General features: G+C 63.2%; 28 protein-coding genes. 13 read left to right on the top strand and 15 right to left on the bottom strand.

Annotated elements, in window-relative coordinates:
- Positions 1 to 2 precede the first annotated feature (2 nt).
- From LDO41_RS22785 to LDO41_RS22755, 7 genes are all read right to left on the bottom strand, one after another.
- On the bottom strand, positions 3 to 590 hold the full coding sequence (locus tag LDO41_RS22785; protein ID WP_318036301.1) for a TetR/AcrR family transcriptional regulator: 588 nt from the start codon (positions 588 to 590) through the stop codon (positions 3 to 5).
- Between the two features lie 127 nt (positions 591 to 717).
- Positions 718 to 2376: a cation acetate symporter gene (locus tag LDO41_RS22780; protein WP_223992320.1), complete on the bottom strand. Its 1659-nt coding sequence runs from the start codon at positions 2374 to 2376 to the stop codon at positions 718 to 720.
- Complete coding sequence (locus LDO41_RS22775) at positions 2373 to 2741, bottom strand: DUF485 domain-containing protein (RefSeq protein WP_223992319.1); 369 nt, start codon at positions 2739 to 2741, stop codon at positions 2373 to 2375. The genes LDO41_RS22780 and LDO41_RS22775 overlap by 4 nt, the downstream gene beginning before the upstream one ends.
- Before the next feature lie 43 nt (positions 2742 to 2784).
- Entirely contained in the window at positions 2785 to 4014 is a 1230-nt protein-coding gene (locus LDO41_RS22770) for an FAD binding domain-containing protein (protein ID WP_223992318.1), read from the bottom strand.
- A complete protein-coding gene (locus tag LDO41_RS22765; protein ID WP_223992317.1) occupies positions 4011 to 4478 on the bottom strand; it encodes a VOC family protein in 468 nt (155 codons plus the stop codon). Before LDO41_RS22765 ends, LDO41_RS22770 begins: the two co-directional genes overlap by 4 nt.
- A 153-nt stretch (positions 4479 to 4631) precedes the next feature.
- The gene (locus LDO41_RS22760) at positions 4632 to 5084 is read right to left on the bottom strand and encodes a phosphate-starvation-inducible protein PsiE (protein ID WP_223992316.1); all 453 of its coding nucleotides are present in this window, start codon (positions 5082 to 5084) and stop codon (positions 4632 to 4634) included.
- A 136-nt stretch (positions 5085 to 5220) separates the two neighbouring features.
- Positions 5221 to 5964 (bottom strand): SDR family oxidoreductase, encoded by a 744-nt coding sequence (locus LDO41_RS22755; RefSeq protein WP_223992314.1) that lies wholly within the window; start codon positions 5962 to 5964, stop codon positions 5221 to 5223.
- A gap of 115 nt (positions 5965 to 6079) precedes the next feature.
- Between LDO41_RS22755 and LDO41_RS22750 the strand changes: the two genes are divergently transcribed.
- Positions 6080 to 6976 carry a LysR family transcriptional regulator gene (locus LDO41_RS22750; RefSeq protein ID WP_223992313.1) on the top strand — a complete coding sequence of 299 codons (897 nt, stop codon included), beginning with the start codon at positions 6080 to 6082 and terminating at the stop codon, positions 6974 to 6976.
- Here LDO41_RS22750 and LDO41_RS22745 read toward each other — a convergent pair whose 3' ends face one another.
- On the bottom strand, positions 6977 to 7939 hold the full coding sequence (locus LDO41_RS22745) for a LysR family transcriptional regulator (protein WP_223992312.1): 963 nt from the start codon (positions 7937 to 7939) through the stop codon (positions 6977 to 6979).
- A 177-nt stretch (positions 7940 to 8116) separates the two neighbouring features.
- On the opposite strand from LDO41_RS22745, the gene LDO41_RS22740 reads away from it, so the two are divergent.
- The 5 genes from LDO41_RS22740 to LDO41_RS22720 are packed head-to-tail and all read left to right on the top strand — an operon-like array spanning position 8117 to position 12898.
- Entirely contained in the window at positions 8117 to 9091 is a 975-nt protein-coding gene (locus LDO41_RS22740; protein ID WP_223992307.1) for a Bug family tripartite tricarboxylate transporter substrate binding protein, read from the top strand.
- 16 nt (positions 9092 to 9107) lie between these two features.
- Positions 9108 to 10409 carry a 3-isopropylmalate dehydratase large subunit gene (locus LDO41_RS22735; RefSeq protein ID WP_223992306.1) on the top strand — a complete coding sequence of 434 codons (1302 nt, stop codon included), beginning with the start codon at positions 9108 to 9110 and terminating at the stop codon, positions 10407 to 10409.
- Between the two features lie 2 nt (positions 10410 to 10411).
- Positions 10412 to 10972, top strand: a complete 561-nt coding sequence (locus tag LDO41_RS22730; protein WP_223992304.1) for a LeuD/DmdB family oxidoreductase small subunit — start codon at positions 10412 to 10414, stop codon at positions 10970 to 10972.
- 22 nt (positions 10973 to 10994) lie between these two features.
- A complete protein-coding gene (locus LDO41_RS22725; RefSeq protein ID WP_223992302.1) occupies positions 10995 to 12197 on the top strand; it encodes an aspartate transaminase in 1203 nt (400 codons plus the stop codon).
- A gap of 5 nt (positions 12198 to 12202) precedes the next feature.
- Complete coding sequence (locus LDO41_RS22720; RefSeq protein ID WP_223992300.1) at positions 12203 to 12898, top strand: RraA family protein; 696 nt, start codon at positions 12203 to 12205, stop codon at positions 12896 to 12898.
- Positions 12899 to 12919: 21 nt separating this feature from the next.
- Here the strand turns inward: LDO41_RS22720 and LDO41_RS22715 are convergent, their stop codons facing one another.
- A complete protein-coding gene (locus LDO41_RS22715) occupies positions 12920 to 13813 on the bottom strand; it encodes a LysR family transcriptional regulator (protein ID WP_223992299.1) in 894 nt (297 codons plus the stop codon).
- A gap of 143 nt (positions 13814 to 13956) precedes the next feature.
- Between LDO41_RS22715 and LDO41_RS22710 the strand changes: the two genes are divergently transcribed.
- Together LDO41_RS22710 and LDO41_RS22705 are read left to right on the top strand one after the other, a co-directional pair.
- A complete protein-coding gene (locus LDO41_RS22710) occupies positions 13957 to 14349 on the top strand; it encodes a tautomerase family protein (RefSeq protein ID WP_223992298.1) in 393 nt (130 codons plus the stop codon).
- A gap of 4 nt (positions 14350 to 14353) precedes the next feature.
- On the top strand, positions 14354 to 15253 hold the full coding sequence (locus LDO41_RS22705; RefSeq protein ID WP_223992297.1) for a fumarylacetoacetate hydrolase family protein: 900 nt from the start codon (positions 14354 to 14356) through the stop codon (positions 15251 to 15253).
- A 37-nt stretch (positions 15254 to 15290) separates the two neighbouring features.
- On the opposite strand, the gene LDO41_RS22700 is transcribed toward LDO41_RS22705, so the two are convergent.
- Positions 15291 to 15686: a tautomerase family protein gene (locus LDO41_RS22700; RefSeq protein ID WP_223992296.1), complete on the bottom strand. Its 396-nt coding sequence runs from the start codon at positions 15684 to 15686 to the stop codon at positions 15291 to 15293.
- Positions 15687 to 15717: 31 nt separating this feature from the next.
- Entirely contained in the window at positions 15718 to 16533 is an 816-nt protein-coding gene (locus LDO41_RS22695; protein ID WP_223992295.1) for an SDR family NAD(P)-dependent oxidoreductase, read from the bottom strand.
- 185 nt (positions 16534 to 16718) lie between these two features.
- Here LDO41_RS22695 and LDO41_RS22690 point away from each other — a divergent pair, with 185 nt between their 5' ends.
- Entirely contained in the window at positions 16719 to 17666 is a 948-nt protein-coding gene (locus LDO41_RS22690) for a GlxA family transcriptional regulator (RefSeq protein ID WP_223992293.1), read from the top strand.
- Between the two features lie 6 nt (positions 17667 to 17672).
- Here LDO41_RS22690 and LDO41_RS22685 read toward each other — a convergent pair whose 3' ends face one another.
- The 3 genes from LDO41_RS22685 to LDO41_RS22675 form a co-directional block, all read right to left on the bottom strand.
- Positions 17673 to 18131 (bottom strand): cupin domain-containing protein, encoded by a 459-nt coding sequence (locus LDO41_RS22685; protein WP_223992291.1) that lies wholly within the window; start codon positions 18129 to 18131, stop codon positions 17673 to 17675.
- Between the two features lie 77 nt (positions 18132 to 18208).
- Complete coding sequence (locus LDO41_RS22680; RefSeq protein WP_223992289.1) at positions 18209 to 19108, bottom strand: MBL fold metallo-hydrolase; 900 nt, start codon at positions 19106 to 19108, stop codon at positions 18209 to 18211.
- Between the two features lie 136 nt (positions 19109 to 19244).
- Positions 19245 to 19709: a DUF2501 domain-containing protein gene (locus LDO41_RS22675; protein ID WP_223992288.1), complete on the bottom strand. Its 465-nt coding sequence runs from the start codon at positions 19707 to 19709 to the stop codon at positions 19245 to 19247.
- Between the two features lie 313 nt (positions 19710 to 20022).
- Between LDO41_RS22675 and LDO41_RS22670 the strand changes: the two genes are divergently transcribed.
- Positions 20023 to 20640: an ABC transporter ATP-binding protein gene (locus LDO41_RS22670; RefSeq protein WP_223992286.1), complete on the top strand. Its 618-nt coding sequence runs from the start codon at positions 20023 to 20025 to the stop codon at positions 20638 to 20640.
- Positions 20637 to 21434 carry an ABC transporter permease gene (locus LDO41_RS22665; protein WP_223992284.1) on the top strand — a complete coding sequence of 266 codons (798 nt, stop codon included), beginning with the start codon at positions 20637 to 20639 and terminating at the stop codon, positions 21432 to 21434. The genes LDO41_RS22670 and LDO41_RS22665 overlap by 4 nt, the downstream gene beginning before the upstream one ends.
- A 12-nt stretch (positions 21435 to 21446) precedes the next feature.
- Here LDO41_RS22665 and yqhD read toward each other — a convergent pair whose 3' ends face one another.
- Positions 21447 to 22610 carry an alcohol dehydrogenase gene (gene yqhD, locus LDO41_RS22660; RefSeq protein WP_223992283.1) on the bottom strand — a complete coding sequence of 388 codons (1164 nt, stop codon included), beginning with the start codon at positions 22608 to 22610 and terminating at the stop codon, positions 21447 to 21449.
- A 150-nt stretch (positions 22611 to 22760) separates the two neighbouring features.
- On the opposite strand from yqhD, the gene LDO41_RS22655 reads away from it, so the two are divergent.
- Both LDO41_RS22655 and LDO41_RS22650 read left to right on the top strand, forming a co-directional pair.
- Positions 22761 to 24056: a hypothetical protein gene (locus LDO41_RS22655; protein ID WP_223992281.1), complete on the top strand. Its 1296-nt coding sequence runs from the start codon at positions 22761 to 22763 to the stop codon at positions 24054 to 24056.
- Between the two features lie 88 nt (positions 24057 to 24144).
- On the top strand, positions 24145 to 26166 hold the full coding sequence (locus LDO41_RS22650; RefSeq protein ID WP_223992279.1) for an FUSC family protein: 2022 nt from the start codon (positions 24145 to 24147) through the stop codon (positions 26164 to 26166).
- Positions 26167 to 26207: the final 41 nt, after the last annotated feature.

The following is a 26207-nucleotide window of genomic DNA, read 5'->3' as shown; positions in this document are numbered from 1 at the left end:
AGTTATTTCCCGCTGTCGCGCAGCTTGCGCATCGCGGCCGGCGCGCCGTGCAGGAACATGTCCACCTTCTGGCGAATCACGGCATCCAGATCGGTGGGCACCTTGAGCCCGTAGATCCATTTGCGTACGCCGATATAGAAGATGGCGGCGTGCAGGCTCCAGATCATCTCGATCTCGGCATCGGTCTCCGCAGTGTTGCGCGGCGCGCCGATATCGTAGGCTTCGCGCACCTCCGCCAGCACCGGCAGGAACACCTTGTTGCGCAGCTTGCTCAGATACTTGTTGTTGATCCCCTCGTGCGTCAGCCCCGCGAAGATAAACAGGCGGATCCATTCCTCGCGCAGGATCACCGTGGAATAGTCCACGTAGAACGCATGGAGCCGCTCGGTCAACGGCACCGAGCGGTCCGCAATCTGCCGCTCCCACACCGGACGCCACTGGAACACCTCGTTGTAGACGCGCTCGATCAGCGCCTCCTTGCTCTCGAAGTAGCGATACAGCAGCGGCTGCGTCACGCCGATCTGGCGGGCGAGCTCGCGGGTGCTGCCCGCAAACCCGTTGCGCGTGAAATGCTCGATCGCCTTTTCCACGATCTGCTGCTCGCGCTCCTCGGGAAGCAACCGCCGCGTGGTCTTGGCGGTGCCATCATCGCTGGCGGACGTGTTGCTGGACTCCATGGGGTATGACCTCTGGCGATGGGAAGCGAATGACCGGATTCTACAGTCCCTCATTGCCCGGGGTCACGAGCTTGCCGAGTTCGCAATCCACGCGCTGGTTCTGGAATGCCTGGCGCTCCCATGCGCCACGCGCCGAGCGATCCGTGACCGAGAACACGTAGATGCCGATGAACGCGACCGCCATCGAGAACAGCGCCGGATATTCGTACGGATAGATGGCCGAAGCGTGGCCCAGCACCTGCACCCAGACGGTCGGGCTCAGCACGGTCAGCACCACGGCCGTGACCAGTCCCAGCGTGCCGCCGGCCACGGCGCCGCGCGTCGTCAGGCCACGCCAGTAGATCGACAGCAACAGCACCGGGAAATTGGAGCTGGCCGCGATCGAGAACGTCAGGCTCACGATAAACGCAATGGTCTGCTTTTCGAACAGGATGCCCAGCAGGATCGACAGCACGCCGAGCACCAGCGTGGTCATGCGGGATACCCGCATCTCATCGCGATCGCTCGCCTGACCGCCGCGCAGCACGGTGGCATACAGATCGTGCGACACCGCCGAGGCACCGGCCAGCGTCAGTCCCGCGACCACGGCGAGGATCGTCGAAAACGCGACCGCGCAGATAAAGCCGAGGAACACATTGCCGCCCACCGCATGCGCAAGATGCACTGCGACCATGTTCACGCCGCCAATCACCTTGCCCGCCCCATCGTGATACAGCGGATCGTTGGCGACCAGCGCGATCGTGCCGAAGCCGATCACGATAATCAGCGCATAGCCGGTGCCGACGATGCCGGTGGCGTACAGCACGCTCTTGCGTGCGGCCTTGACGTCGCGCACCGTAAAGAAGCGCATCAGGATATGGGGCAGGCCGGCGGTACCGAAGATCAGCGCGAGGCCGAGAGAGACAGCCGAGACCGGGTCGGAGACCAAACCACCGGGCCGCATGATCGCGTCCGCCCTGGCATGCGCGGCGATGGCTTGCGAGAACAGGTTGTCCAGGCTGAAGCCGAAGCGGCTCAGCACCATAAACGCCATAAACGCGGCGCCGGCCAGCAGCATTACCGCCTTGATGATCTGGATCCACGTGGTGGCGAGCATGCCGCCAAAGAACACGTACACCACCATCAGCACGCCGACGATCAGTACCGCGGACGTGTAGCTGAAGCCGAACAGCAACTCGACCAGCTTGCCCGCGCCCACCATTTGAGAGACCAGGTATAGCAGCACGATCACGATCGAACTGGAGGCGGAGAACGCGCGGATCGGGCGTTGACGCAACCGGTATGACAGCACATCCGCAAGCGTGTAGCGCCCGAGGTTGCGTAACGGTTCGGCAATCAGGAACAGGATGATTGGCCAACTCGCCAGAAAGCCGATCGAGTAGATCAGGCCATCGTAGCCGCTGGTGAACACCAGCGCGGAGATGCCAAGCAGGGAGGCGGCCGACATATAGTCGCCAGCAATCGCCCAGCCGTTCTGCATCGCCGTGATCTTGCCGCCGGCCGCGTAGTGATCGGCCACGCTGTGATTGCGACGCGCGGCCCAGCGCGTGATGCCGAGCGTGGCGATCACGAACACCAGAAACATGCCGATGGCGATGCCATTGAGACCCTGGCCCACGGGCGCATTGGCGGCGAGCGCGAACGTGGGTACGGCGGCGCCGGCTGCGAGCACGGCGGCGAGTCTGACGAAGCGGTTCATGATTGCGCTCCTGCGCGAATGGCCGCGATCTCGCGGTCGTATACGGTATTGGTGCGGTGCACGTAGAGCGCCACGAGCGCGAACGTGATGACGAACATGCCAAAGCCGATCGGGATGCCGATCGTGGTGGGATGGCCGGGCGCGACCGGAATCGCCAGCCACGCGGGACGGAAGGCGAGGGTGAGGATGTAGCCGAAGTAGATCGTCAGCATCGCGGCCGTGAGTGCCCACGAGAAGCGGCGTCGCGCGCGATGCAGGCGTTCGAACGCGGGCTGGCCGAGCATCGGGTGCGGCGTCAGCGGGAGCGGCGCGGCATCGCGCGCATGCGACGCGTGCGCCGATAGCGTGGGGGCGGTATGGGTCATGGTTTGTCTCCGTCCATGTAACGTGGATCAAAAGCTGGGCGGGTCAGAAGCGGCGCGAGATCGCGGTCTCGCGCATCACGGCTTCTGGCGTGCGATAGCGCTCCGCCATCTCGCGGTCGGTATCGCTCTTGAGCTGCGCCTGCATATAGGCGCCAAGATGGCGCGCATGTTCGACGATCGCGTGGCCGCTTGGGACGCGCGCCGCGTCATAGACGGCAAGCCCGTCGGCGACGGTGCCGGCTTCGCGCAGGGCATGAACGAGCGCCAGCGCGTCGCCGGCGGCCTTGGTCACGCCCATGCCGCAATGCGGACGCGCGACAAACGCGGCATCGCCGAGCAGCGCCACGCGGCCAAAGGCCATGCGCGGCACGGCAAGGTCGTAGATAGGCTGAAACAGCGGCTGCGCGGCGCATGCGACCACCTCGGCAAACTGCGGCGCGAGCAACGCGGTGGCCGCGTCCTCCATATCGGCGAGTACGTCACGGCGGATCAGGCCCGGCGGAATGCCGTGCGCCCAATGAATGCCCGTGGCATCGGTCAGCAGATCGGGCAATTGGTCTGCCTCGCGCGTGGCGCGGTACCACACGAAGTTATAGCGTCTTTGGCCCGGCACGACGCTGTTGCCTTCGCCCGCGACCGGATAGCCAAGAATCTGCTCGCGCGGCGGCAGGCAGAACGCGAATTTGTCGAAAATATCGGCATGCGTGCGTGGTGAGAGCCGGGCTTCTTCAACCAGGCCGCGCCAGGCGATATACCCCGCATATTGAAGCCCGACCTCGGGTAGCAGCTGCGCACGCACGCATGAGCGAAAGCCGTCGGCGGCGATCACCATGTCGGCGTGGTGCTGGGTGCCGTCCTGCAGCGTCACCGTGGCGCGCGCGGCATCGCTATCAACGCGTGCAACCACGGCGCCGGTACGATAGCCGCCGTGGTAGCCACGGCGCAGCACGTCATACATCTTGCCCCACGCGGTCAGCGTTTGTGGCAGCTGGCGCGACGAGAGCAGGGCGCCGTCGCGCGACAGCGTGACGCGCGCATCCACCTGTACGCCGATGCTGTCATCGACGGTGATGCCCGCCGCGGCGAGCGCCTCGAACAGTTCGGGATGGGTCACGATGCCGGCACCCCGGCCGGTCAGGGCCTCGGGCGTGCGCTCGAAGACTTCGACGTCCCAGCCGTCGCGCGCCAGCATATTGGCGGCAAACAGACCGCCGAGCGAGCCGCCGACGACGATTGCGCGACCGGGAGTGGTGGGTCGGGTGGTCGTGGTCATGCTGCGGCTCCAGCGACATTCGGCGGCGTGAGCCCCGCTACTTCGGCGGCAGGGTAATTCAGTTCGATCGTCACGCCCGACGGGTCTTCGATAAAGACCTGATGCAGGCCAAGGCTCGGCACCGTCCGATCGCGCCACGCGACGCCTTCCGCCCGCAGGCGTGCCCACATGCTCTCCACGCCCGTGGCGAGGAACGCAATGTGGTCGAGCGTGCCGGTGCCGGACGCGGGCATGCCACGGTCGCCGAGGTACTCAGCCAATCCCGTGCTGTCATTGGCGTCCACGCCAATGATGTGGACCGTGCCGAAGTCTGTTTCATCCTCCCCGAGGTAGAGCCACGCGCCGGGAAAATTGAACGGCGGCCGGTAGCCGCGCCGGAATCCAAGCACGCGCTCGTAGAACGCGCATGACCGCTCGAGGTCGGTCGTGCGGATCGAATAGTGGGCCAGTCGGGTGATCGCCATGGTTGCCTCCTTAATTTATCAATCGATTAGTGATCGCGTGATAAATATAGTGGCGTGCAACAAAAACGCCAAGCCCCGGCGGGGCAGTAGTTAACCTGATGGCGATCTTATTTGTCGATCGATAAATGACGGAGGCGCGGCTTTATGCGTTGGCTAAGGCCCGCTCTGGTCCGCGCTTCCGGCGTCCTTGTCGTCCGCAAGCGGAAAGCGCGTCTGGCTGTATCGCAGGACCAGTACGCCACATGCCAGCATCAGGATGCCTGCACAGAGTGCCAGCACGTGATATTCGGTGGCTTCGTTGAAGCGAAGGATCAGATCCCGGGCCAATGACACCATCGCGATATACAGCGGAAAGCGCACGGGCAATTCGCCGAGCCTGAGGTATCTGCCGACCATGGCAAGCACCTCCAGATAGAGGAACATCAGCAGCAGGTCGGTGATCGACACCTCGCCCTGCCCAATGATCTTCCATCCTTCCTGCGACATCGCCAGGATGGTGGCCAGTCCGATGACCACCAGGCCAAGCACTTCGACCGCGCCAATCAGACGTTCGAGTCGCGCGCGTACGAAGCGCTCGGGAGATGACCCCCCATTGGGATTCTTCACGTTGCCTGCCTGTTCACCTCATCAGGAGCCAGAATGGCTCCGACGTGGGCGGTGGGGTTAAGCGACGCAGGGCGGGATTTAGCAATTGCACGCCGGCCCCCGGGAAGGCGAGCTCCCCCGGGGCCGCAAACCCCGCTTAGAACTCTTGCGCGGTCGGGCGCAGCACGATCTCGTTGATATCGACATCGGCCGGTTGCTCGATGGCAAAGGCAATGGCGCGGGCCACGGTGGCCGACGGGATCGCGAGCTTGTAGAAGTCCTTCACGAAGCTCGCGCTCTCCTCATGGGAGCTGCCATGCTGGAGTTCGGAGTCCACCGCGCCGGGTTCGATCGTGGTCGTGCGAATCGATGCGCCCACTTCATGCCGCAGGCCTTCGGAAATCGCGCGCACCGCGAACTTGGTGCCGCTGTAGACCGTGCCACCCGGGCTGAAGACCTTGACGCCGGCCACCGAGGCGATATTGATGAAGTGGCCGTGGCCCTGCTTCTGGAACACGGGTAGCGCCGCGGCGATGCCGTACAGCACGCCCTTGATATTGATGTCGATCATGCGATCCCATTCGTCGACCTTAGTCTCGCTCAGCGGGGCAATCGACATCAGGCCGGCATTGTTGATCAGCACATCGACCTTGCCGAAGGACTGCACGGAGGTGTCGATCAGCTTGCGCACATCGGCCTGGTTCGTGACATCGGTCGGCACCACCTCGACCTTGCCGCCGGCCGCGCGGATTTCCTCGGCGATGCTCGCCAGCCGTTCCACACGGCGAGCGGCAAGCACGACGGTCGCGCCGAGCGCGGACAGATGCCGCGCGGTGGCTTCGCCAAGGCCGCTGCTGGCGCCGGTGATAACGACCACTTTTCCTGCGATGTTGTTGCTCATGTTCAGCTCCTTCGAGAATCATCGTTGCGATGGAGCCTAGTATTGGCGGCGCGACTATTTCTTGAAATGGAAACGTTGAGATTTCATAATTCCAGAAAATGGAATCGATCTCATCATGCTCAATCGACTCGAAATGCTCCGTATCTTCGTGGCCGCGGCGGAAACCGGCAGCTTCAAGCAGGCCGCGATTCAGCTCGGCATTTCGCCGCAGGCGGTGACGCGCGCGATTCAGGAACTGGAGCGCCTTCAGGGCGAAATGCTGTTCCACCGCAATACCCGCAAGATCCGCATCACCGAGTTCGGAGAGCAACTGGCCAGTCGGGCCGGGGATAGTCTGCGACAGGTCGATACGCTGTTCGCGCCGCAAGGTAGCCGGCAAAGCTCTGAATTCGAAGGGGTCGTGCACCTGACCGCGCCCAAGGCGTTGGGCCGCATTGGCATGCTGCCGGTGCTGGCCGATATCGCCATGCAGCATCCAGGGCTACGCATAGATCTGAACCTGAGCGATGTGCCCGCGCATGTCATCGACGAGCGCATCGATATCGGCGTGCGTTTCGGCCTGCTGCGAGACAGCCGCTTTGTCGCACGCAAGGTGGCGAAGTACGCGTTCCACGTGGTGGGCACGCCGGCATTGATCGACAGAGTGGGAATGCCCGGGCAAGTGCGTGATCTGGAGTCGCTGCCCACGACGATCATGCATGACGTGACGACCGGGCGCGCGTGGCCCTGGTTGTTCAAGGGCGGTCAGCACTTCACGCCGACGCGGCCCGCCTTTACCAGTAACGACTCCGAAGCCGAGCGCGATGCGGTGTTATCAGGGCTGGCCTTCGGTCAGATCGCCGGCTTTCTGGCGGACACGCATATTGCCGCTGGCGAGCTGGTGCCGGTGTTGCAGGCGTTTGCGCCGGAGCCGTGGGACCTGTGCGTCTACCGCCCGCAACGCGGCCCGGTACCGAAGCGCGTGCGAGTGGTGTTCGACGGGCTGGTGAAGGCGTTGGCGGATAAAGCGTGATCACTCATCCGCCACAAGCAGCGACACGCCGCTTGGCATCGCCTGCGCGGCCAGCGTGGCGCGCAGGATGCCGAGGAGCCGCTGCGCACTTGGGGACAGGGAGCGCAATGGCCGCGTGATCACGCACAGCTCGCGTGATAGCCGGGGCTCGTGCAGTTCGCGAAAGGTCAGGCTGGCGAACTCGTTGCGCTCGTAGGCCAATGCGGGCAGCACGGAGTAATAGTTGCCCCGTGCGAGCATCGCGAACAGATACGTGGTGCTCTCCACTTCGTCATGCTCGCCGCCGAGCACGGGCCAGTGCGCGGCGTTGGTACGCAGAAACTGCCCGATGCCCGTGTCGGCGGAGAAGCCGACATAGCGGGCATGGGTGGGCGCATCGTGACTACGGGTCAGATCGGCCCACGTCACCGGACGGTCCAGCGCCGCCACCGGCGAGTCGCGATGACACACCACGCCATAGCAGTCGCGCACCAGCGGTGTGTAGTCGAGATCCTCGTGACCGCGGTACTTGCTGTCGATGGCGAAGTCGACCTCACCCTCCAGCACCAGCCGCTCCGTTTGCTGCGCCGCCGGATTGCGCAGCGAGATCGTGATTTCGGGATAGGCCTCGCGGAAGTGGGGCAGCGCCGGCACCAGAAACTGGCTGATGACCGACGAGGCCGCCCCGATGCGGATATGGCCGCGCTCACCCTGAGCCAGCGCCAGCAGATCCGACACCGCACTATCGAAGCCATTCACCACGCGTTCGGCCTCCGCCATAAAGCGCCCGGCGTGGTCGGTCAGCATCACGCGACGCGTGGTGCGGTCGAACATCCTGAGGCCGACCGCTTCTTCCATCTGCTGGATGGTGGCCGTCAGCGCGGATTGGGTCATGCACAGACGGCCGGCCGCCACCGTGAACGAGCCGGTCTCGGCCACGGCAAGAAAGCAGCGCAGTTGCTTGAGGGTGACGTTGTGACGCATCGGCGGAGCGGGGCAGGGGGAGTGCCCGGTCTGGATTTATCGGAATTTCGTAATAGTGGGTCGGAAAAATTCGTTTGTCCAGACAAATGGCCGTCTCTAGACTGTGCTCCACAGCCACTGTCTGCCCATACCTGCGTGGCGAAGCCGAATCATTCCAACCGCTTGTCCAGGACCCCCATGAAGACGCTCACTGGTGTTGCCGCAGTTCTCCTTGCCACGCTGCCGATCCTCGCGCATGCCGGCCCCGAGGATACCTATCCCGACAAGGCGGTACGCATCGTCGTGCCGTTTGCGGCAGGCGGCTCCACCGACGTGGTGGCGCGTATCCTCGCCGAAAAGCTGCAGGCCCAGTTCAAGCAACCGTTCGTGGTGGACAACCGTGCCGGCGCCAGCGGCAACATCGGCGCCGAGCTGGTGGCCAAGTCGCCGGCGGACGGCTATACGCTGCTGATGGGCGCCACCGGCATCCTGTCGATCAACGACCATCTGTACGGCAAGCTCAACTACAACGCGCAGAAGGATTTCGTGCCGGTGGCCTATGCCACGGAGAACGCCAACATTCTCGTGGTCGCGCCGGGCCTGCCGGTAAAGGACGTTGCGTCGCTGGTCTCGCTTGCCAAGAGCAAGCCGGGCTCGCTGAGCTTCGCCTCGTCGGGCCCCGGCAGCTCGACGCATCTTTCCGGTGAGCTGTTCAAGTCGATGACCAGCCTGAACCTGCTGCATGTGCCATACAAGGGCAGCTCCGCCGCGCTGACCGATCTGCTCGGCGGCAATGTGTCGATGCTGTTCGACAACGCGCCGTCGTCGATCGGCTTTGTCCAGCAAGGCAAGCTGCGCGCGCTGGCGGTAACCAGCCGCAAGCGCATTCCGGGCCTGCCGAACGTCCCGACGCTCGACGAAGCGGGCGTCAAAGGTTACGAGTCGCTCTCGTGGAGTGGCGTGGTGGCACCGGCGGGCACGCCCCGTCCGATTGTGATGAAGCTCAATCGCGCCATCGATCAGATCCTCAAGTCCGACGACGTCAAGTCCAAGCTCGTGCAGCTGGGAGTGGAGCCGGTGGGCGGCACGCCGGAAGACTTTGCGAAGCTGATTCAGGTGGAGCATGACAAGTGGGGCGCGGTCATCAAGACCGCCGATATCAAGCTGAACTGAGCAAGCTGAGCACCCCATGTCTATTGCTTTACAGCCTGGCTCGATGCGTGGCCAGACCCTCGCCGAGAAGCTGCTCTCGCGCGCCGCCGGCAAGACCGTGTACGCCGGCGACCTCGCGATCTGCGAACCCGATGCGGCAATGGGTACCGACGGGTCCATCCCGATGGCGCTCGACTATTTCCGCGACATGCAGGAGGACGGCACACTGCCGGCGCCGGCACATGCCGACCGCCTCGTCTTCGCGCTCGATCATTACGGCCCAGTCTCAGGCGCGCGCGCACTGGCTCTTCAGGCCCGGGCGCGCGACTATGCGCAGGCGCACGGCGTATGCGTATATGAGGTCGGGGAGGGCATCGGCCACCAGCTGATGCTCGAACGCGGCCGCGTGTTGCCGGGCCAGCTTGCGCTGGGCGCCGATTCGCATGCGGTGTCGTATGGCGCGCTCAACGCGTTCGGCTCGGGCATCGGTTCGTCTGATTTCGCGGGCATCCTGCAATGCGGCCAGATCTGGCTCAAGGTGCCGGGAACGATCCGCGTGGTGCTGATGGGCAAGCTGCCGCCGTACGCATCGGCCAAGGATCTCGCGTTGACGATGGCGCGCCGGCTCGGCGCGGGGGGTGCCAACTATCTGGCGCTGGAGTTCGCCGGTCCCGGTGTGGCCACGCTGGATATGGACGATCGCATCGTGCTGGCCAACATGTCGGTGGAGATGGGTGCCAAGGCGGGCCTGTTCCCGTATGACACCTGCACTGGCGCATGGCTTGCCACGCGCACCGATGCACCGTTCGAGCCCGCGGCGGCCGATGCCGATGCGGTCTACGTGCGGACGCTGACGTTCAACCTCGACGCCATCGCGCCGCAGGTAGCGCTGCCGCATCGCGTGGACAACGTCGTCGATATCAACGCTGCCGGCAACACGAAGATCGACATGGTGTACCTCGGCACCTGCACCGGTGGTCGTACCAAGGACTACCGCGAGGCGCTCGACGTGCTGCGGCAGGGCGGGGGCGTGGCAGCGGGTGTGCGGCTGATCGTCACGCCGGCCTCCGCGGCCATCCAGGCCGAGCTCGAGGAGTCCGGCATGCTCGCCGAATTCCAAACGCTCGGTGCCGAACTGCAGCCCCCTGGTTGCGGCTCATGCTGCGGTACCTGCGGCAGCGTGCCGGCCGACGGAGAACGCGTGCTGTCCACCGCCAATCGCAATTTCAAGGGCCGCATGGGCAATCGCCAGGCGCAGATCTATCTTGCCTCGCCCCGCGCATGCGCCACCGCGGCCGTCACTGGCCGCTTGACCGATCCGCGCGAGACCAAACAGTAATCATGGATTCTTCCCTGTCCTCGTCCGCCGGCAGCCTCACGGTCATTCCTGGGCGCGCGCGTCTGCTCGGCGATGACATCAATACCGACTACATCATCTCGTCGAGCCGCAAGAAAGACAGTCTCGACCCCGATGTGCTGCGCCGCTACCTGCTCGAGGATCTCGACCCCGGCTTCGCCGGTTCCGTGCAGGACGGCGACATCCTTGTCGCAGGCCACAACTTCGGCTGCGGCTCGGCGATGGAAGTGGCCGTCACCACGGTGCTGGCCGCCGGCATTCGCGTGGTGGTGGCCAGAAGCTTCGCGCGTACGTACTGGCGCAATGCGGTCAACAACGGCCTGCTGCTGATCACCGCCCCGACCGAAGACCTGTGCGAAAGCGTGCGCGAAGGCGAGACCGTGGCGCTCCACCTGCTCGGCGCGAGCGCGGAGTTGCGCGTCGGTGCCGACGAGCGCCGCGTGATTCCGTGCGAGCCCGTGCCGGACATCGTGCTGACCATCCGCGAAGCCGGCGGCCTCGTGCCCTACCTGCGCCGCCACCGCAAATTCAGCGAACCTACCTGACATCTCACCCCTGACGACCATCATGAGCCTCATTGCAGCACGCCTGAACCGCATCAAGCCGTCGCCGAGTTCCATGGCAGGGCAACGCGCACGTGAACTGCGCGCCGCCGGCCGCGACATCATCGGCCTGACCTCCGGGGAGCCGGACTTCGACACGCCCGCGCATATCTGCGAAGCGGCCGCGCGGGCGATGTCCAGATCGCAGACCAAGTACACCGACGTGGGTGGCACGCCTGAATTGCGCGCGGCCATCGCCGAGAAGTTTCGTCGCGACAACCAGCTCGACTATGCGCCCAACGAACTGATCGTTGGCACCGGCGGCAAGCAGATTATCTTCAACGCTTTCATGTGCACGGTGGAAGAGGGTGACGAAGTCATCGTGCCGACGCCGTACTGGGTGTCGTATCCGGATATCGTGCTACTGGCCGAAGGCAAGCCTGTGTTCGTCGACTGCCTGCCCGGGAACGGTTTCAAGCTCGCGCCGGAAGACCTCGAGCGCGCAATCACGCCGCGCACGCGCTGGCTTGTGCTTAACGCGCCGAACAATCCGAGCGGCGCCGCCTATTCGCACGATGAACTGAAGGCGCTGGCAGAGGTGCTGATGCGGCATCCGCACGTGTGGGTGATGACCGACGATATCTATGAGCACATCCTGTACGACGGCCGCAAGTTCGCCACGATCGCGCAGGTGGAACCCGCGCTCAAGGAACGCACGCTGACCATCAATGGAGTCTCCAAGGCGTATGCGATGACCGGCTGGCGCATCGGCTACGGCGGCGCGCCGGCCGCGCTGGTGAAGGCGATGGTGAAGCTGCAGTCGCAGAGCACGTCCAATCCGTCCTCGATCAGCCAGGCTGCGGCGCTGGAAGCGCTCAGCGGCCCGCAGGACTTTATCGCCGAACGCACGCGCATCTTCCAGACGCGTCGCGACGCCGTGGTGAGTCAGCTCAACCGCATTCCGGGTATCCGCTGCCATTCGCCGGAAGGCGCGTTCTACGTGTTTCCGTCGTGCGCGGAAGTCATCGGCAAGGTCACGCCCACGGGGCAGCGGATCGAAACCGACGAAGACTTCGTAATGTATTTGCTCGAGGCGCAGAACCTCGCGGTGCTGCAGGGCGGCGCCTATGGTGTGTCGCCATTCTTCCGGATTTCGTTCGCCACCTCGATGGAGAAGCTCGAGGCAGGTATTGCGCGACTGCGCGCGGCTTGTGAAGTGTTGAGATAACTGCCATGACTACCCAATCCGTTCAGTGGCCTGCGGGTTACCGCATCAATCCGCGCGCCGATGGTCCCGCTGCCGACATCGTCGACGCATTCCGCACCATGCCCGTTGCCGCCATCGGCGACGCGATGAGCCGCAACGTCGGCACCTACGGACTCCGCCAGTACCACGCGCGTCTCGATACTGTGCTGTGTGGCCCGGCTGTTACCGTACGCGTGCGCCCCGGTGACAACCTGATGATCCACAAGGCGCTGATGATGGTGCAGCCCGGCGATGTGCTCGTGATCGACGGCGGCGCTGACGTGACGCAGGCGCTGGTGGGCGGGCTGATGCGCACCACCTGCATCGCGAAGCAGCTTGGCGGTCTGGTCATCGACGGTGCCGTGCGCGACCTGCTCGAATGGGCCGAGGAGGGCATGCCGATTTTCGCGCGTGGCCACACGCATCGTGGCCCAAGCAAGGACGGTCCCGGCGAGATCAACATACCGATTTCCTGTGCCGGCATGGCGGTCCTGCCGGGTGACCTGATCATCGGCGATGCCGATGGCGTGATCGCGGTGCCCGCAGCGGAGGCCGAAGACGTACTACGCCGCACGCATGCGCACCTCGAGCGCGAGGCCAAGATCCGCGAGACCAATCGCACGGGCACCGCCGACCCCGAGCGATTCGATGCGACGCTGCGCGCCAAGGGACTGCCGGTCTGATCAGATGGGGGGCGATGCGCTCTATGCTGGCTGCACGGGGTCTATGAGCGCATCGTGAAGAACATCGAGGGCTTTGGTGAGATTGCCGAGCGTTTTTGCGTGGGCCAGCCACAGGTCGAACACAAGCGAAAAGTCGCTGACATCCACCACCGATAGCTCTGACAAATGGCTGCTGGCCGCCAGCAGGCTTCGAGGCGCCAGGCCTAACCCCATTCCCGCCGCTACCAGACGAAGTTGTGTCGCGGTGCCATGCACGTCGATCCCGAGGTTCATCTGCTTGCCGACGGCTTCCATGGCTTGTTGAAGCAAGGCTCGATAGCCGCAGCCTTGCGGATTCAAGACCCACTCGTGTTCAGCAAGCTCGGCGATGCTCGCCTGGCTCGGCACGAGGGGTTTTTCTCTGCTCTGTACGATCAGGACGTCGAACCTGGCGATATGCTTAGCCTCCATGCCGCCAATGGGCACACTGCCTGTCGGCAGCATCAGTATCGCCGCGTCGAGATCACCGTTCGACACGGCCTGTTGCAGGGTCGTGCTCCATTCGGCGCGACACCGGAGCGCAAGTCGAGGAAAGCTCGTTTTCAGGCGCAACGCGATCTCGAATAATGCGACGTCCGCAATGACCTGCGGCAAGCCGATTCGGAACGTACCACTCGGCTCCTCGTCATCCTTGGGGATGCTCAAGAGACGGTCGAGATCACGAATAATCGTCGCCCCCGATTGGTAGACGCGTCGCCCGACCGCGGTAACGCTTGGCGGTCGGGTTGATCTGTCGAGCAAGGTCGTTCCAAGCATTTCCTCCAACTGCTGGACACGACGCGAGACTGCCGACTGGGTTAGGTAAAGCCTTTCCGCTGCTTTAGTGAGCGAAGTGTGATCGACGACGGCGACGAATGCCTTGAGTTCTTCAAGCATATGGATTTCAACGGAAGCGGGATCGAAAGTATGCGTAGCTAGCATACTAAAGATGAGAAACATTCGCTTGAGGAATCATAGGGTGGCGCGTACTGTTTCATCGTCCGGCCGCGTAGCGGTCATTCATCCGCGTTGAAACCACCATGCCACTCGTTCGCATCAATCTCGCCAAGACCGCCTCTGCTGAAAACGTACGCGCCATCAGCAATGTGGTCTATGACGCCATGACCGGCGTCGCAAACGTCCCCGCCAACGACAAGTTTCAGATCGTCACGCGTCATGCAGAGGACGAACTGATCTATCCCGCGGATGGCTATCTCGGTGTCACTTACACGCCGGGCATTGTGTTTATTCAGGTCACGTGGAACGCCGGCCGCAGTATCGACGTGAAAAAGGCGTTCTATAAAGCGGTAGCGGAAGGCATCGCCGCGAAGACTGGAATACGGAAAGAAGATGTCTGGATCAGCCTGGTCGACGTAGCCCGTGAAGACTGGTCGTTCGGCAATGGCGAGATGCAGTACGCGCCCAAGGAGTAAGCCAGTGAAGTTAGCGCGTGTCATTTACCAGGGGCGCGTCAGGCTCGCTCTGGTCGAGGCAGATAAGGGCGAAGTGCTCCTGATCGACGGCTTGCTCACTCACGACCTCAATCCCGTACGTACCATCATCGAGCGCCGCATGGGCGAAGCGGAGTTGCTGAGCGCCGCGACGAAGCGTGTGCGGTTCGATGACATCACGTTTCTTTCCCCATTTTCCGAGTTGGTTCGCAATGTCTTTGCCGTCGGAAAGAACTATGTCGACCATGCGCGAGAGTTTGACGCAAGCGGCTTCAACGCGACGAGCGGCGGCGCATCCGTTCCATCCGCGCCGCAGTTTTTTACGAAAGCAACGACTTCACTGGCAGGTCCCACCGACCCGATCGTGTATAGCGAGGCGCTCACGTCATCCGTGGATTACGAAGGCGAAGTCGGCGTCGTCATTGGCCGGGAGTGCCGTAACGTCAGGCAAGAATCGGCGCTCGACCAAGTCTTCGGTTTCGTGGCGCTGAACGACGTCACCGCACGCGATCTGCAACGCAATCACGGTCAGTGGTTTCTCGGCAAATCGCTGGACACATTCTGTCCCCTGGGCCCGTGGATAGCGACGATCGATCAGGTGCCGATCGACGCCATCAGGCTGCGGACATGGGTGAACGATGAGATGCGACAGGATGCGCCATTGACGGATCTTATTTTTAGCGTGCCCAAGCTAATCGAGACGCTGTCCGCCGTGATGACCTTGCTGCCGGGAGACATTATCGCCACCGGCACGCCGGTCGGCGTCGGCATCGGCTTTTCGCCGCCGCGGTTCTTGCAGGATGGCGACGTGGTACGCGTCTCCGCCACGGGTCTGGGGGAGCTCAAAAACACTGTCAAAATCGTCGAAGCGTTGAAGAGCGCGTGAGAGGCGAGGGCGCACGGGGGGCGCCCTCGGTCAATGTCTACTGCTCGCCGGGCTGCCAGTCCGGGCTATATCCACCCAGCGTGGGGTGATACATCTCGTCGCCGGAATGCTGGGTGAACTCGACGTTGAGACGGTCCTCTCGCAGGCCAAGAATCTCGATGCAGTGCGCGCACAGCGCCTTGGCAACTTCCATACGAAGCTCCGGCGGCCGGCCTTTCCGAATGTCGAGCATCATGAGTGCAACCGGAGTCGGTTCCTGACCGACTTCGGGTATGCGCCATACGCCGCCTTCGCCAAGCTCGCGAATGGCAACCGAGATTCGCCGGATATCCACCGACATCATGGACGCGTACGATTCGCTCATGCGCGCGGCGAGAAGCCGTTTCTGGTCAGTCGAGTAGTGTTCGTTTACGTCGAGTTGTAGATACGGCATATCGCCTCCGCGCAGTGGTTTCAGTGTGGGTTCAGACTACATCAGCTTTGACCGCATAGCGGGGACCGGCCTTGGCATTGGCAAACTTTGGTGCCAGCAGCCGGCGGCTCGCCTCCCACGTTGCCCAGTCCGTGTCGTCCTGCAGCGTCGGGATGGTGACGAGTTCGCCTTGATCGAGACCGGCCAGTGCGGCATCCACGAGGTCGTCGGCGGTCATGGTGCTGGCGGCTTCTTTCTGTTTCGCGTAGCCCGCTACGTCCCAGAACTCGGTGGCCGTTGCCGCGGGCAGCACGGTCTGGATGCGTACGCCCTTGTCCGCCAGATCACGCTGAAGCGTGTGGCCAAAGCTGAGCACGTAGGATTTGGAAGCGCTGTAGACGCCATTGAGCATCTCGACCGCGATACCCACGACCGAACTGATGTTGATGATCGTGCCGGAGCCCCTGGCCGCGAATACCGGCGCGATGGCATAGGTCAGGCGGGTGAGGGCAGTGATGTTCAGGCTGATCATCGCATCCATGTCCTCGACGTTGTCGGCGAGCACGGAAGCGACGGAGCCAACGCCGGCGTTGTTCACCAGCATGGTGATGTTCTTGTCCTCACGCAGGACGCCCTCGATCTTCGCGAGGTCCGCTTTGTTGTTGAGGTCGGCGGCGATGGTGCTGACCGATCGTCCGGTCTCGATGGTCAGGCGGTTGGCCAGTGCACTGAGGCGCGCGGCGTTGCGGGCGACCAGAATGAGGTCATAACCGCGCTTGGCGAGACGGTCGGCATAAATGGCGCCGATACCGGCGGACGCGCCGGTGATCAGAGCCGCGCCTTTGGGGGATGAGTTGGTAGTAGTCATGGTCATTGTCTTGAAGATGGAGTACCTGACGGGTGTCAGGCTTGCGACTAATTCTGGCTTCCACCTTCGATATCCTCAATGACATAGATACAATGAATCAGGACACTAGAAGGCCGTTTTATCGGCATCGAATTATCCTTTTTCGGCTATATTCAACGAAATGCGTCAATGCTTACGGAGTGGTCATGCATACGGTCGGGCTCGTCGTCTTTCCAAATTTCCAGGCGCTGGGACTCGCCGTTGGGGCCGTTTTTGAATATGCCAATCGCTTACGCGGAGAGCTCGCGTATCAGTTCCGCCTGGTGTCGGAAGAGGGTGGTCCCGTGATGACGTCTCAGAGCTTTTCGGTCAACACGGATCGACTCCGGGACTCGACGTACGACACGCTCATCGTGGGAGGCGACAACGATTGCCAACTGCCTTCAGAGAGCCTGCTTGAATACCTTCGGACTGCACCGAGCCGGAGTCGGCGTGTGGCCTCGATATGTACCGGCGCATTTGTGCTCGCGGCAGCGGGTCTGCTCGACGGCAAGCGTGCGACGACCCATTGGCTGCATGTTCAGGAGTTTCGGAAGCAGTACCCCAATGTTCAGGTCGACGAAGATCGCATCTTCGTGGTCGATGGCGACATCTGGACCTCGGCGGGAATGACGGCGGGGGTTGACCTCGCATTGGCCATCGTTGAGAAAGACTTCGGCCTCGAGGCGGCGCGTATGGTGGCGCGCAAGCTCGTGGTGTATCAGAGGCGCGGTGGCGGCCAATCACAGTTCTCGGCGCTTCTTGAACTGGATGCAAAGTCCGACAGGGTGCAGATGGTTCTTGCCTATGCGAGGGAGAACCTGAACGGTGACCTGTCGATCGAGTCCCTGGCGGAAGTCGCGCGGCTGAGCCCACGACAGTTCAGTCGCGTCTTCAGTGAAGAAACCGGCCAGTCTCCCGCCAAGGCCATCGAACGCCTCCGCGTCGAGGCCGCGCGGTTGCTGATGGAGACGACGAGGCACCCGATCGAAGTCATAGCGCGCGAAACTGGTTTCGGTGATCGTGAACGCATGCGGCAGGCGTTTCTTCGCGCGTTCGGCCAATCGCCGCAGGCCATACAGCGGGCATCCGGCGGGGTGGGGCTGGTGCTTTGATTCTGCCTATGGCTTCAGCGGCGTCGTCAGCACGACATCATCGGTGTCCACCACGAACACCGCGAGCAGCTTCGCCGGTTCCGTTTTGCTCGCGTTGGCGCTGACATCATGCCGATCGCCCGGCATCTCGGTGAAGTTCTGCCCCTTGGTGAAGGTACGCAGCGGCCCGCCATTGAGTTGATTCAACACCGAGCCTTCCAGCACGGTCGCATAAATGATCGCCGACTTGGCATGCGTATGCGCGGCGTTGACGGCGCCGGGCTCGTACTCGACAAGCACACCCTTGATGCTCTTGCCCGGCAGGTTCGGGATAGCTTGCTGATACACAGGTGTGACCTTGACCCCGGTGCTCTTCGTGGCGAGCGTGCCTGGGGCGGCGGCTGACTGATGCGCCGAATGATCCTGGGCGAGGGCGACCTGCAGCGGCAGGGCCGCGAACAGCAGGGCGGCGATGCGATATTTCATGGCAAATCTCCGGTCTGGGGCGTAATCGATGGTGAAGCGGCGCTTAGCAGCAACCTGCTGGCGCGCGTACTGCTTATTCAATATGCCCAGTTGGCTGGCACATAGCGGAAGGCCTTGCCATCGACCGCGACGTGCCCGAGCGACGGGAACGATAGGTGGCTGGCCAGAAACAGCTCGCCAGTCTCCGCAGCTTCGCGCAAGAGGCGAACGCGGACGCGAGTCGCCTCCTCGGGTTCGTGATCAAAGGCATTTTGCCATTCAGGGCATTCGATCCCGACCGGCACCAATGCGTCACCAGCGAACGTCATCCGCTCACCGCCGGACGACACGCGGACCACGCTGTGCCCGGGTGTGTGGCCGCCGGTGAGTGTGGCGACGACTCCCGGCGCCACCTCGTACTCTTTGTCGAACGGCTGCAACTCGTTCTTGTACGCGTCCAGAAACTTGCGGGAGCTGGTGCGGATGATGTCCTGAATCCCATTGAATGTGTTGTGGGAGAAATCGGGCGACTCGAAGAACTCGACATCGGTGTGCGACACATGGATCCGCAGGTCCGGGCGCATCTGGCTTCTCAGCCGTTCGTCGAGCAGGCCGCCGATATGGTCCATGTGAATGTGGGTCGCGATGACATCGGTGATGGTCCCAGGATCGATGCCGGCGCTTTGCAATCGCAGGGCCAACCGTCCGGTCCGCTTGGATTCCGGCATTTCCGAACCCATCCCAGCATCGATGAGAATCGTCCGGCCGCCGCTACGCACCACGACGACATTCAATCCCCAATCGATCACGTCCGGCAGGAATCTGCCGCGCAGCGTGGCGTCCCGGTCGGCCGCGTCAACGTTCGTACCCAGAACGTCGGCGGGTACGGGTATCGCCCCATCGCTGATGACCATTACATCGATGTCACCGATACGCGTCGCGTAATGCGACGGAACCAGATCGTGCTCAGGGTAAAGTGATCCGTGGCAAAGGCACATGATTGACTCCTGTTTCTCACAACGTCTTGTGAGAAGGAGCTTAGGCAGCCGAGTCATCGCTCGGTAGGCATGCCAATGAACACACTATGGTGCGCGCCGGGAAACAATCGGAGGCGCGGTCGAGACCGCGCGCTGCTCAAAGCATGGACTTGCCTTGCGCCAGGATTTTGTCGCAGACCTGCTTGGTGACTTCCGCCTTGAGTCCGCCGCCGCTGAGGTCGAGCTTGCTGCCACTGCTCGTGGATAGCACGCCGCGCGAGCCATCGCTGTAGCCGCTGTCCTTGGTGCCGCCCGAGACTGAGCCAAGCAGCTTGTCCTTGACCGCGGACGTTGCGGAGTCGGCGTTCAGATAGTTGTTCTTGACGCAGAACTCGATGACGCCAGCCGCATTGCCAGCCGAGCCGGAACTGACCGACGACGCCGACAACCCGCCGAGCGAACCAAGCCCGCCGAGTCCACCGGAGGCACCCTGACCGGAGCTGCCGCCTAATGGCGATGATTTCAGCATATCGCCGATCTGGGCATTGGCGGTGCCCGATAGCACGAGCAGGGATACCGAAGCGAGCAATGCGGCGCGGCGAAAGAAGACAGACGCAGTCATAGGAGACTCCTCATCAGGTCTTGCTGTGAATGGCGTCTCCACTATATGCCGGGATCGGCTTCCGGGCGTGACGTTATCGTGGCGGTAACTGAGGCCCAGCTGGCAAATCCTTCTACGCTTGGGGCAAGTTACGACATTTTTAATTGCCTCAAAGGGGGTGCGGACATTCTAAATTGGCCCTAACAAACGAATGTTGATACAACAGTTATTATGTTAAATGATGTGCGCACCGGAATGATGGCCACCCCCGACTAATCCGCGCTTAAGCGAACGTCGGTATCCTCGTCCGCGACCCCACTACACTTCGCCACCCATGGACGGCTGCCTCCAGATTCGCCAGCTTGCTGGTCATGGTCGAGGTCCTTTCGACTTTGATGTTCCGCCCGGACGCTGCACCGTTCTGTCCGGCGCCTCCGGCAGTGGCAAGAGCCTCGTCTTGCGCATGATTGCGGATCTGATTCCGAGTTCTGGGGACGTCCGGATTGGCAGCACGTCACGAGAAAGCCTGAGCGGCCCGGCGTGGCGGCGGGAGGTCGTCTACGTGGCCGCCGAGTCCGGCTGGTGGGCGGACGATGTGCGCAGCCATTTTGAAATCCGCGACGTGCTCAATCTGGCGTTGCCAGCGCTCCTGCGGGCGCTACATCTGCGCGACGACATTCTTGATGCTCAGGTCAGTCACCTGTCGACCGGCGAGCGTCAGCGGCTGGCGTTGCTGCGCGCGATTACCCTTCGCCCACGTTTCCTGCTGCTGGACGAGCCAACGTCGGGACTCGATCGCGACTCAACGCTTGCCGTCGAAGCGATATTGAATGATCGGATGACGGCTGGCATGGGACTGCTCGTCGTCACCCACAACACAGAGCAAGCCGCGCGTTTGCAAGGCAAGCACCTCCGCCTTTGTGCCGCGGGGCTGGAGGTCGTCGTCGCATGAATCCGATTCTGCTTTCCACCAGCGACCTCGTGCTCGCCAGCGGCCTGATCGTCGCTGGCGCCCTGCTCTCGCTGGCGATGTCCCTGGGCATTCATCGCACCCTGCTGGTCGCCGCGATTCGCATGGTCGTACAGCTGTTGCTGGTCGGTTTCGTCCTGCGCATCGCGTTCTCGATTGCGTCGCCCTGGCTCACGCTGATATTGGTTGTCGCGATGATCCTGGCCGCCGCACGCGAAGCCGGAAGCCGGCAGGAGCGACGTTTGGACGGGCGCTGGCAATGGCTACTTGGGCTGGCCTCGGTCAGCATCCCCACCATCGTGGTCACCGTGCTTGCACTGGTCACCGCCCTGCGCCCTTCCCCCTGGTATGACGCGCGCCACGCCATTCCCCTCGCCGGCATCATCCTCGGCAACGCGATGAACGCCGCCAGCCTGACCCTGCAAACCACGTTCAATACGGCCTGGCACCAACGGCAGGCAATCGACGCGCGGCTGGCCCTCGGCGCGGACCGTCAGACCGCATTGCGCCCGATCCTGCGGCAAGCGGTCCGGAGCGGCCTGCTGCCCACCATCAATACGATGGCAGCCGCGGGCATCATCACCCTGCCCGGCATCATGACGGGACAGATCCTCGCCGGCATGGACCCGATCGAAGCGGCCCGCTACCAGATTCTCCTCATGTTCCTGCTCTCGGGCGGCAGCATCCTCGCCGTGGTACTGGCGGCGTGGCTGGCTCTGTGGCGACTGACCGATGCGCGCCACAGGCTCAGACTCGACCGGCTCCAGGCTCGGTAGACAGCCAATGCGTCAGGCCGCAGCCAGTAGCACCTTGCGGCTGATATCGAGCGTGATGTCACCATGCTCGCCGAGGGCCGTCATGCCGTGCTCTTCGAGCTTGCTGACGATATCCTCGATGCGGCTGGCGTCGATGCCATACCCGGAGAGCCGAGTCGACGCACCCATGCGTTCGAAGAATGCACGCGTGGCTTCGATGGCCGCGTCGATCCGCTCCGCTTCACTGCCCTCGCGGATATTCCATACGCGCTCGGCATACTGAAGCAGCTTCTCGCGCTTCTGCTCGCGACGCGCGGCAAGCATCGACGGCAGCACGATGGCGAGCGTTTGCGCATGGTCCAGACCATGCATCGCGGTCAGTTCGTGACCCACCATATGCGTGGCCCAGTCCTGCGGCACACCGGCGCCGATGAATCCATTGAGCGCCATCGTGGCAGCCCACATCACGTTGGCGCGCGCATCATAGTCTTCGGGATGCGCGAGTACCTTCGGACCATCCTCGATGAGCGTGAGCAGGATGCCTTCCGCCATGCGGTCCTGCACTTTGGCGTTGACCGGATAGGTCAGGTATTGCTCGGTCGTGTGAACGAACGCGTCGACGACACCGTTGATGGTCTGCCGCTCCGGTAACGTGAAGGTGGTCACAGGATCGAGCACCGCAAAACGGGGAAACACATGCGCCGAGTGGAAATCGAGCTTGTCGCCGGTTTCGCGCCGGCTGATCACAGCGCCGGCATTCATTTCCGAGCCCGTGGCCGGCAGCGTCAGCACCACGCCGATGGGCACAGCCGATTCGAGGCTGGCGGCAACGCTACGCTTGGCGAGAATCTCCCACGCGTCGCCCTTGAAGCGCATGGCCGCGGCGATGAACTTGGTGCCGTCGGCCACGGATCCGCCGCCGACCGCAAGCAGAAAGTCCACCTGCTTCTCCAGACCCAGATTTGCGGCGTTCATCAGCGTGGCGTAATCGGGGTTCGGCTCGATACCACCGAATTCAAACACGACGCGGTCGCCCAACGCCTTGCGTACGGCATCCAGCACGCCATTGCGCTTGATGCTGCCGCCGCCGTAAGTGATGAGCACACGCGCTTCCGCGGGAATTTCGGCGGCGATACCGGCGATCTGATCCTTGCCAAACAGGACTTTGGTCGGCGCGTGGAGGTTGAAGTTGAACATGGGAACGGACCTTTCTTGATGTACCGATTGAGTCCGACGAATATAAGTACTGCGAGCCCGGATCAGTAGAGCGATCCAGGTTGATAGGCTGACAACTACAGTTTCATAATCGCACGGCCGTATTCGCGGCCTGAGTGTCAGGAGCCGAATATGCTGACTGATCGATACGGGCTGGAGGTATCCACGACATCGCCCGCTGCTCGCGATGCCTACGTGGCCGGGGTCGATAGCGTGATTTCCGGCGTGGCCGGGTATCGCGCGCATCTCGCCGAGGCCGTGGATCGCGACCCTTCGTTCGCGTTGCCGAAGATCGCCCTCGCGCGCGGCATCTTTCTTGACGGTGAGGTGAAAGCCGCGCGTGAGCTGGCCGCGGACGCCGTCAGTCTGGTCGCCGATGCCACGCCGCGCGAACGCAGTCACGCCAACGTTCTGGCCCTCGGTATCCAGGGCAAGCCACGCGAAGCGATGCGCGCCATGCACGATCATCTCCGCGACTGGCCGAGAGACGCTATGGTGCTGGCGCCGGCCACGAGCGTGTTCGGACTCTATGGTTTCAGCGGCGATCCGGCTCACGAGGAAGCGCTCTACGCGTTCCTGTCCTCGCTCGCGCCTGACTACGGTCAGGACTGGTGGTTCGAGGCGATGCTCGGTTTCGCGGCTTGTGAGACTGGTCGATTAGATGAAGCGTGGCGCCTGCTGGATCGCGCGTTTGCCGCCAATCCGCGCCATGCCCACGCCGCACACTTCCGTGCACACGTGATGTACGAACGCGGAGAAACCGCGCAGATACTGGATTTTCTCGAGGGGTGGATGCCGCAGCACGACCCTCGCAGCCTTACGCACTGCCATCTGTCCTGGCATGTTGCGCTCGCCGCGCTGGCCCTGGGCAAGGCCGAACGTGCCTGGCAGGTATTTCGCACCAGCGTACGTCCCGGCGGCGCGTGGGGACCGCCCATCAACGTGGTCACGGATAGCGTGTCATTCCTCTGGCGCGCGGAGCTTGCCGGGTGGTCGCGTGACATCGATGCCTGGCAGGCGCTACGGGAACATGCCGCGCGCTGCTATCCCAAGGCGGGTCTCGGCTATGCCGACGTTCACGCAATGATCGCCTGTATCGCCGCTGACGATTTCGAGGCGTTGCAGGGCCGCCTTGCGGAGATTCGCGACCTGATCGAGGGCATGTCCTATCCCGCCACGGAGGTCGTCGTCCTTATCGCCGATGGCTTCGCCGCCTACGCCGCCGAAGACTGGGAGGGTGCCATCCAGGCGCTCGAACAGGCATGGCCGCAGACCGTCTGCATCGGCGGCAGCCGGGCGCAGCGTGATCTTGTGGCATTCACACTGGTGGCGGCCTATCTCAGATCGGAACGGCTCGATGCAGCGCACGCCTTTATGCAGGCACAGGAAGCAAGGCATGCCAGTGTCGTGGTGAAGGGCTATTGCTGATTCTGACGGTATCGACCCCGACCAAAGTCGAGCTTGCTGGAATCTCATGGGTATCTAGAATGAGGTAGCAGCCACATGCGAAGGTCCCATGGCCCTTATCGGCAAGCTTGTCTCTCTGGTCAGCCGGCGCACGTTGCGGTCGGAAGGCCATGTTTTTGCCGTGACGCCGGAACGCATTGCGATCGCGGAAGGGATTCATGCCGCGCTGGCGATGGCTCCGATGCTCTGTGCGGCGGTGTTGCTCGCACGACCGGAAATCGCCTTCGGCGCGGTGGCCGCGTTCTGGAACTGCCTGTGCGATCCACAGGGCGCCAAGGCCGAGCGGCTCAAAACCATGGGCGTGTTTACGGCGTTAGGCGTCGTGGTGCTGCCGCTTTCAGCCTGGCTCGCGCATTGGGGCTACGCCGCCAGCGTCGTTACGCTGTTCGTGCTCGTCTTCCTGTGTGGGCTTACACGCTCCTATAAGCCATCGCTCGGCCCGGGGCCGGCCCAGGCAGGGCTGATTGCCTCGCTGGCGGTCGTGATCGGTATCGCCTCGCCGGAGCCATTGACAGGCGCGCTGGCGCAAGGCGGTTATTTCCTGCTCGGCTCCTTCTGGGCCATGCTGTTCTGCATCGTGCTCTGGCCGATTCCATTCCGCCAATCGGCCTGCTTCACGCTCGCCGCGGTCTTCACCCGGCTCGATGCTATGGCGGGCCATCTGGAAACGCTCGATGCCCGCCCAGGCATGGACAGGGACGGCTGGGACGAATTCGATACCGTGTATCGCCGCGGTGTGCGCATGGCGATCGAACGCGGTCGCGCACTGGCGGCGCATGACGTGCGGACGAGCCCGGTGCTGGGTCCGGGCATCGACACGGCAGGCCGGGTGTTCTCCGCGCTGATCGCCATTGGCCATTCGCGCCGCAACCCGGCGGTCACGATTCACGAGGACTGGCGCCCACTGCTCCAGGGCTTGCGACAACTGCTGCAAAGCCTCGGCGATCTCGCGCAGCAGGAGCGGCCAATGGCCGATGTGCCTATCGCGCAAGCCAATGCGCTGTTGCGGCAAACAGCAGGTCGCAAGGATCAGGTCGCCCGCGCCGTGGCTTTCGCCGCGAACGCCATCATGCGCCTGACCGCCCATATCCCCGCATTTGCGGCGGCACCGCTCCCCTCCCCGGCTGCCACGCCGCCAACGCCCTTCCATATCGACACGCTGGTCTGGCGTCATGCGTTGCGCGTGGCCGCCGCGTCTACGCTGGCCTATCTGATCTGCACGTGGCTCAACGTGACGTTCGCCTACTGGGGTGCAATCGCCGCGATTGTCGTGACGCAGCCGATCTCGGCCAACACGTGGCTGCGCGTGCTCGAACGCGCGATCGGCAGTTTTATCGGCGGCATCTTCGCGGCGTTTCTGCTCACGCATCTGTCCGGCCCGGTAGCGATGACGCTGGCCATCCTGCCGCTGGCCGCGGTGACCGTCTCGCTGCGACTGGTGAACTATGGCCTGTTCGTCGTGTTTCTAACGCCGATGTTCATGCTGCTGTCTGACTTTATCCGCCCTGCGGAAGGTCTGATCATGGCGCGCCTGATCAACGAGTTCGTGGGCGCGTGCGTCGGCGTGGCGGCAAGTTTCCTGCTGTGGCCGGAGCGCGCCAACAACGGCGTCATCGGCGCCCTCTCGGCCGCGCTGTCCGCCAACCTGAAGTTTGCCGCCGCCGTACGCAGGCTGGGTGTGGGCGATGCCGCCGCGCTCGATCATCTGCAAAGCGAGGCCGGTCTGGCCAGTACGCGCCTGGAAACCGCGCGCGAACGCATGCTGATGGAAGGCCGCTGGCGCTCGGAGCATCTGGAGCAGTTGCGTGAGCTGATTGGCGCGATTCGCATCGTCTGCGGCGCCGCCGCGGTGATCGAAGTATTGCGCGTTGGCGAGCCGGGCGCGCGCGACCGGCAGCGTGCCGATCGATACGATGCAATCGCGATTGGGCTGACGACGACGTTGAACACGCCGGCAGCAACGATGCCCACGCCAGATGTCGACCCATCGGCCGACGATCTCGATCAGGCGGTCAGCAACGTGGTGACCACGTTCGACGTGTATGTGAACGGCATGAGCGCAACGCGCTAGCCCTCATCGGTCCATTTATCGGCACGCGCGCGCGGATCTAC

The organism is Cupriavidus pampae (assembly GCF_914271485.1).
Lineage (GTDB): Bacteria > Pseudomonadota > Gammaproteobacteria > Burkholderiales > Burkholderiaceae > Cupriavidus > Cupriavidus pampae.
This window is presented reverse-complemented; position numbering and strand designations above follow the sequence as displayed.

What these genes read in the sequence shown, in the direction of transcription:
- LDO41_RS22780 (WP_223992320.1), bottom strand. Translation starts at nt 2,376, where the DNA reads ATGAACCGCTTCGTCAGACTCGCCGCCGTGCTCGCAGCCGGCGCCGCC.
- LDO41_RS22775 (WP_223992319.1), bottom strand. Translation starts at nt 2,741, where the DNA reads ATGACCCATACCGCCCCCACGCTATCGGCGCACGCGTCGCATGCGCGC.
- LDO41_RS22770 (WP_223992318.1), bottom strand. Translation starts at nt 4,014, where the DNA reads ATGACCACGACCACCCGACCCACCACTCCCGGTCGCGCAATCGTCGTC.
- LDO41_RS22765 (WP_223992317.1), bottom strand. Translation starts at nt 4,478, where the DNA reads ATGGCGATCACCCGACTGGCCCACTATTCGATCCGCACGACCGACCTC.
- LDO41_RS22755 (WP_223992314.1), bottom strand. Translation starts at nt 5,964, where the DNA reads ATGAGCAACAACATCGCAGGAAAAGTGGTCGTTATCACCGGCGCCAGC.
- LDO41_RS22750 (WP_223992313.1), top strand. Translation starts at nt 6,080, where the DNA reads ATGCTCAATCGACTCGAAATGCTCCGTATCTTCGTGGCCGCGGCGGAA.
- LDO41_RS22745 (WP_223992312.1), bottom strand. Translation starts at nt 7,939, where the DNA reads ATGCGTCACAACGTCACCCTCAAGCAACTGCGCTGCTTTCTTGCCGTG.
- LDO41_RS22740 (WP_223992307.1), top strand. Translation starts at nt 8,117, where the DNA reads ATGAAGACGCTCACTGGTGTTGCCGCAGTTCTCCTTGCCACGCTGCCG.
- LDO41_RS22735 (WP_223992306.1), top strand. Translation starts at nt 9,108, where the DNA reads ATGTCTATTGCTTTACAGCCTGGCTCGATGCGTGGCCAGACCCTCGCC.
- LDO41_RS22730 (WP_223992304.1), top strand. Translation starts at nt 10,412, where the DNA reads ATGGATTCTTCCCTGTCCTCGTCCGCCGGCAGCCTCACGGTCATTCCT.
- LDO41_RS22725 (WP_223992302.1), top strand. Translation starts at nt 10,995, where the DNA reads ATGAGCCTCATTGCAGCACGCCTGAACCGCATCAAGCCGTCGCCGAGT.
- LDO41_RS22720 (WP_223992300.1), top strand. Translation starts at nt 12,203, where the DNA reads ATGACTACCCAATCCGTTCAGTGGCCTGCGGGTTACCGCATCAATCCG.
- LDO41_RS22715 (WP_223992299.1), bottom strand. Translation starts at nt 13,813, where the DNA reads ATGCTTGAAGAACTCAAGGCATTCGTCGCCGTCGTCGATCACACTTCG.
- LDO41_RS22710 (WP_223992298.1), top strand. Translation starts at nt 13,957, where the DNA reads ATGCCACTCGTTCGCATCAATCTCGCCAAGACCGCCTCTGCTGAAAAC.
- LDO41_RS22700 (WP_223992296.1), bottom strand. Translation starts at nt 15,686, where the DNA reads ATGCCGTATCTACAACTCGACGTAAACGAACACTACTCGACTGACCAG.
- LDO41_RS22695 (WP_223992295.1), bottom strand. Translation starts at nt 16,533, where the DNA reads ATGACTACTACCAACTCATCCCCCAAAGGCGCGGCTCTGATCACCGGC.
- LDO41_RS22690 (WP_223992293.1), top strand. Translation starts at nt 16,719, where the DNA reads ATGCATACGGTCGGGCTCGTCGTCTTTCCAAATTTCCAGGCGCTGGGA.
- LDO41_RS22685 (WP_223992291.1), bottom strand. Translation starts at nt 18,131, where the DNA reads ATGAAATATCGCATCGCCGCCCTGCTGTTCGCGGCCCTGCCGCTGCAG.
- LDO41_RS22680 (WP_223992289.1), bottom strand. Translation starts at nt 19,108, where the DNA reads ATGTGCCTTTGCCACGGATCACTTTACCCTGAGCACGATCTGGTTCCG.
- LDO41_RS22675 (WP_223992288.1), bottom strand. Translation starts at nt 19,709, where the DNA reads ATGACTGCGTCTGTCTTCTTTCGCCGCGCCGCATTGCTCGCTTCGGTA.
- LDO41_RS22670 (WP_223992286.1), top strand. Translation starts at nt 20,023, where the DNA reads ATGGACGGCTGCCTCCAGATTCGCCAGCTTGCTGGTCATGGTCGAGGT.
- LDO41_RS22665 (WP_223992284.1), top strand. Translation starts at nt 20,637, where the DNA reads ATGAATCCGATTCTGCTTTCCACCAGCGACCTCGTGCTCGCCAGCGGC.
- yqhD (WP_223992283.1), bottom strand. Translation starts at nt 22,610, where the DNA reads ATGTTCAACTTCAACCTCCACGCGCCGACCAAAGTCCTGTTTGGCAAG.
- LDO41_RS22655 (WP_223992281.1), top strand. Translation starts at nt 22,761, where the DNA reads ATGCTGACTGATCGATACGGGCTGGAGGTATCCACGACATCGCCCGCT.
- LDO41_RS22650 (WP_223992279.1), top strand. Translation starts at nt 24,145, where the DNA reads ATGGCCCTTATCGGCAAGCTTGTCTCTCTGGTCAGCCGGCGCACGTTG.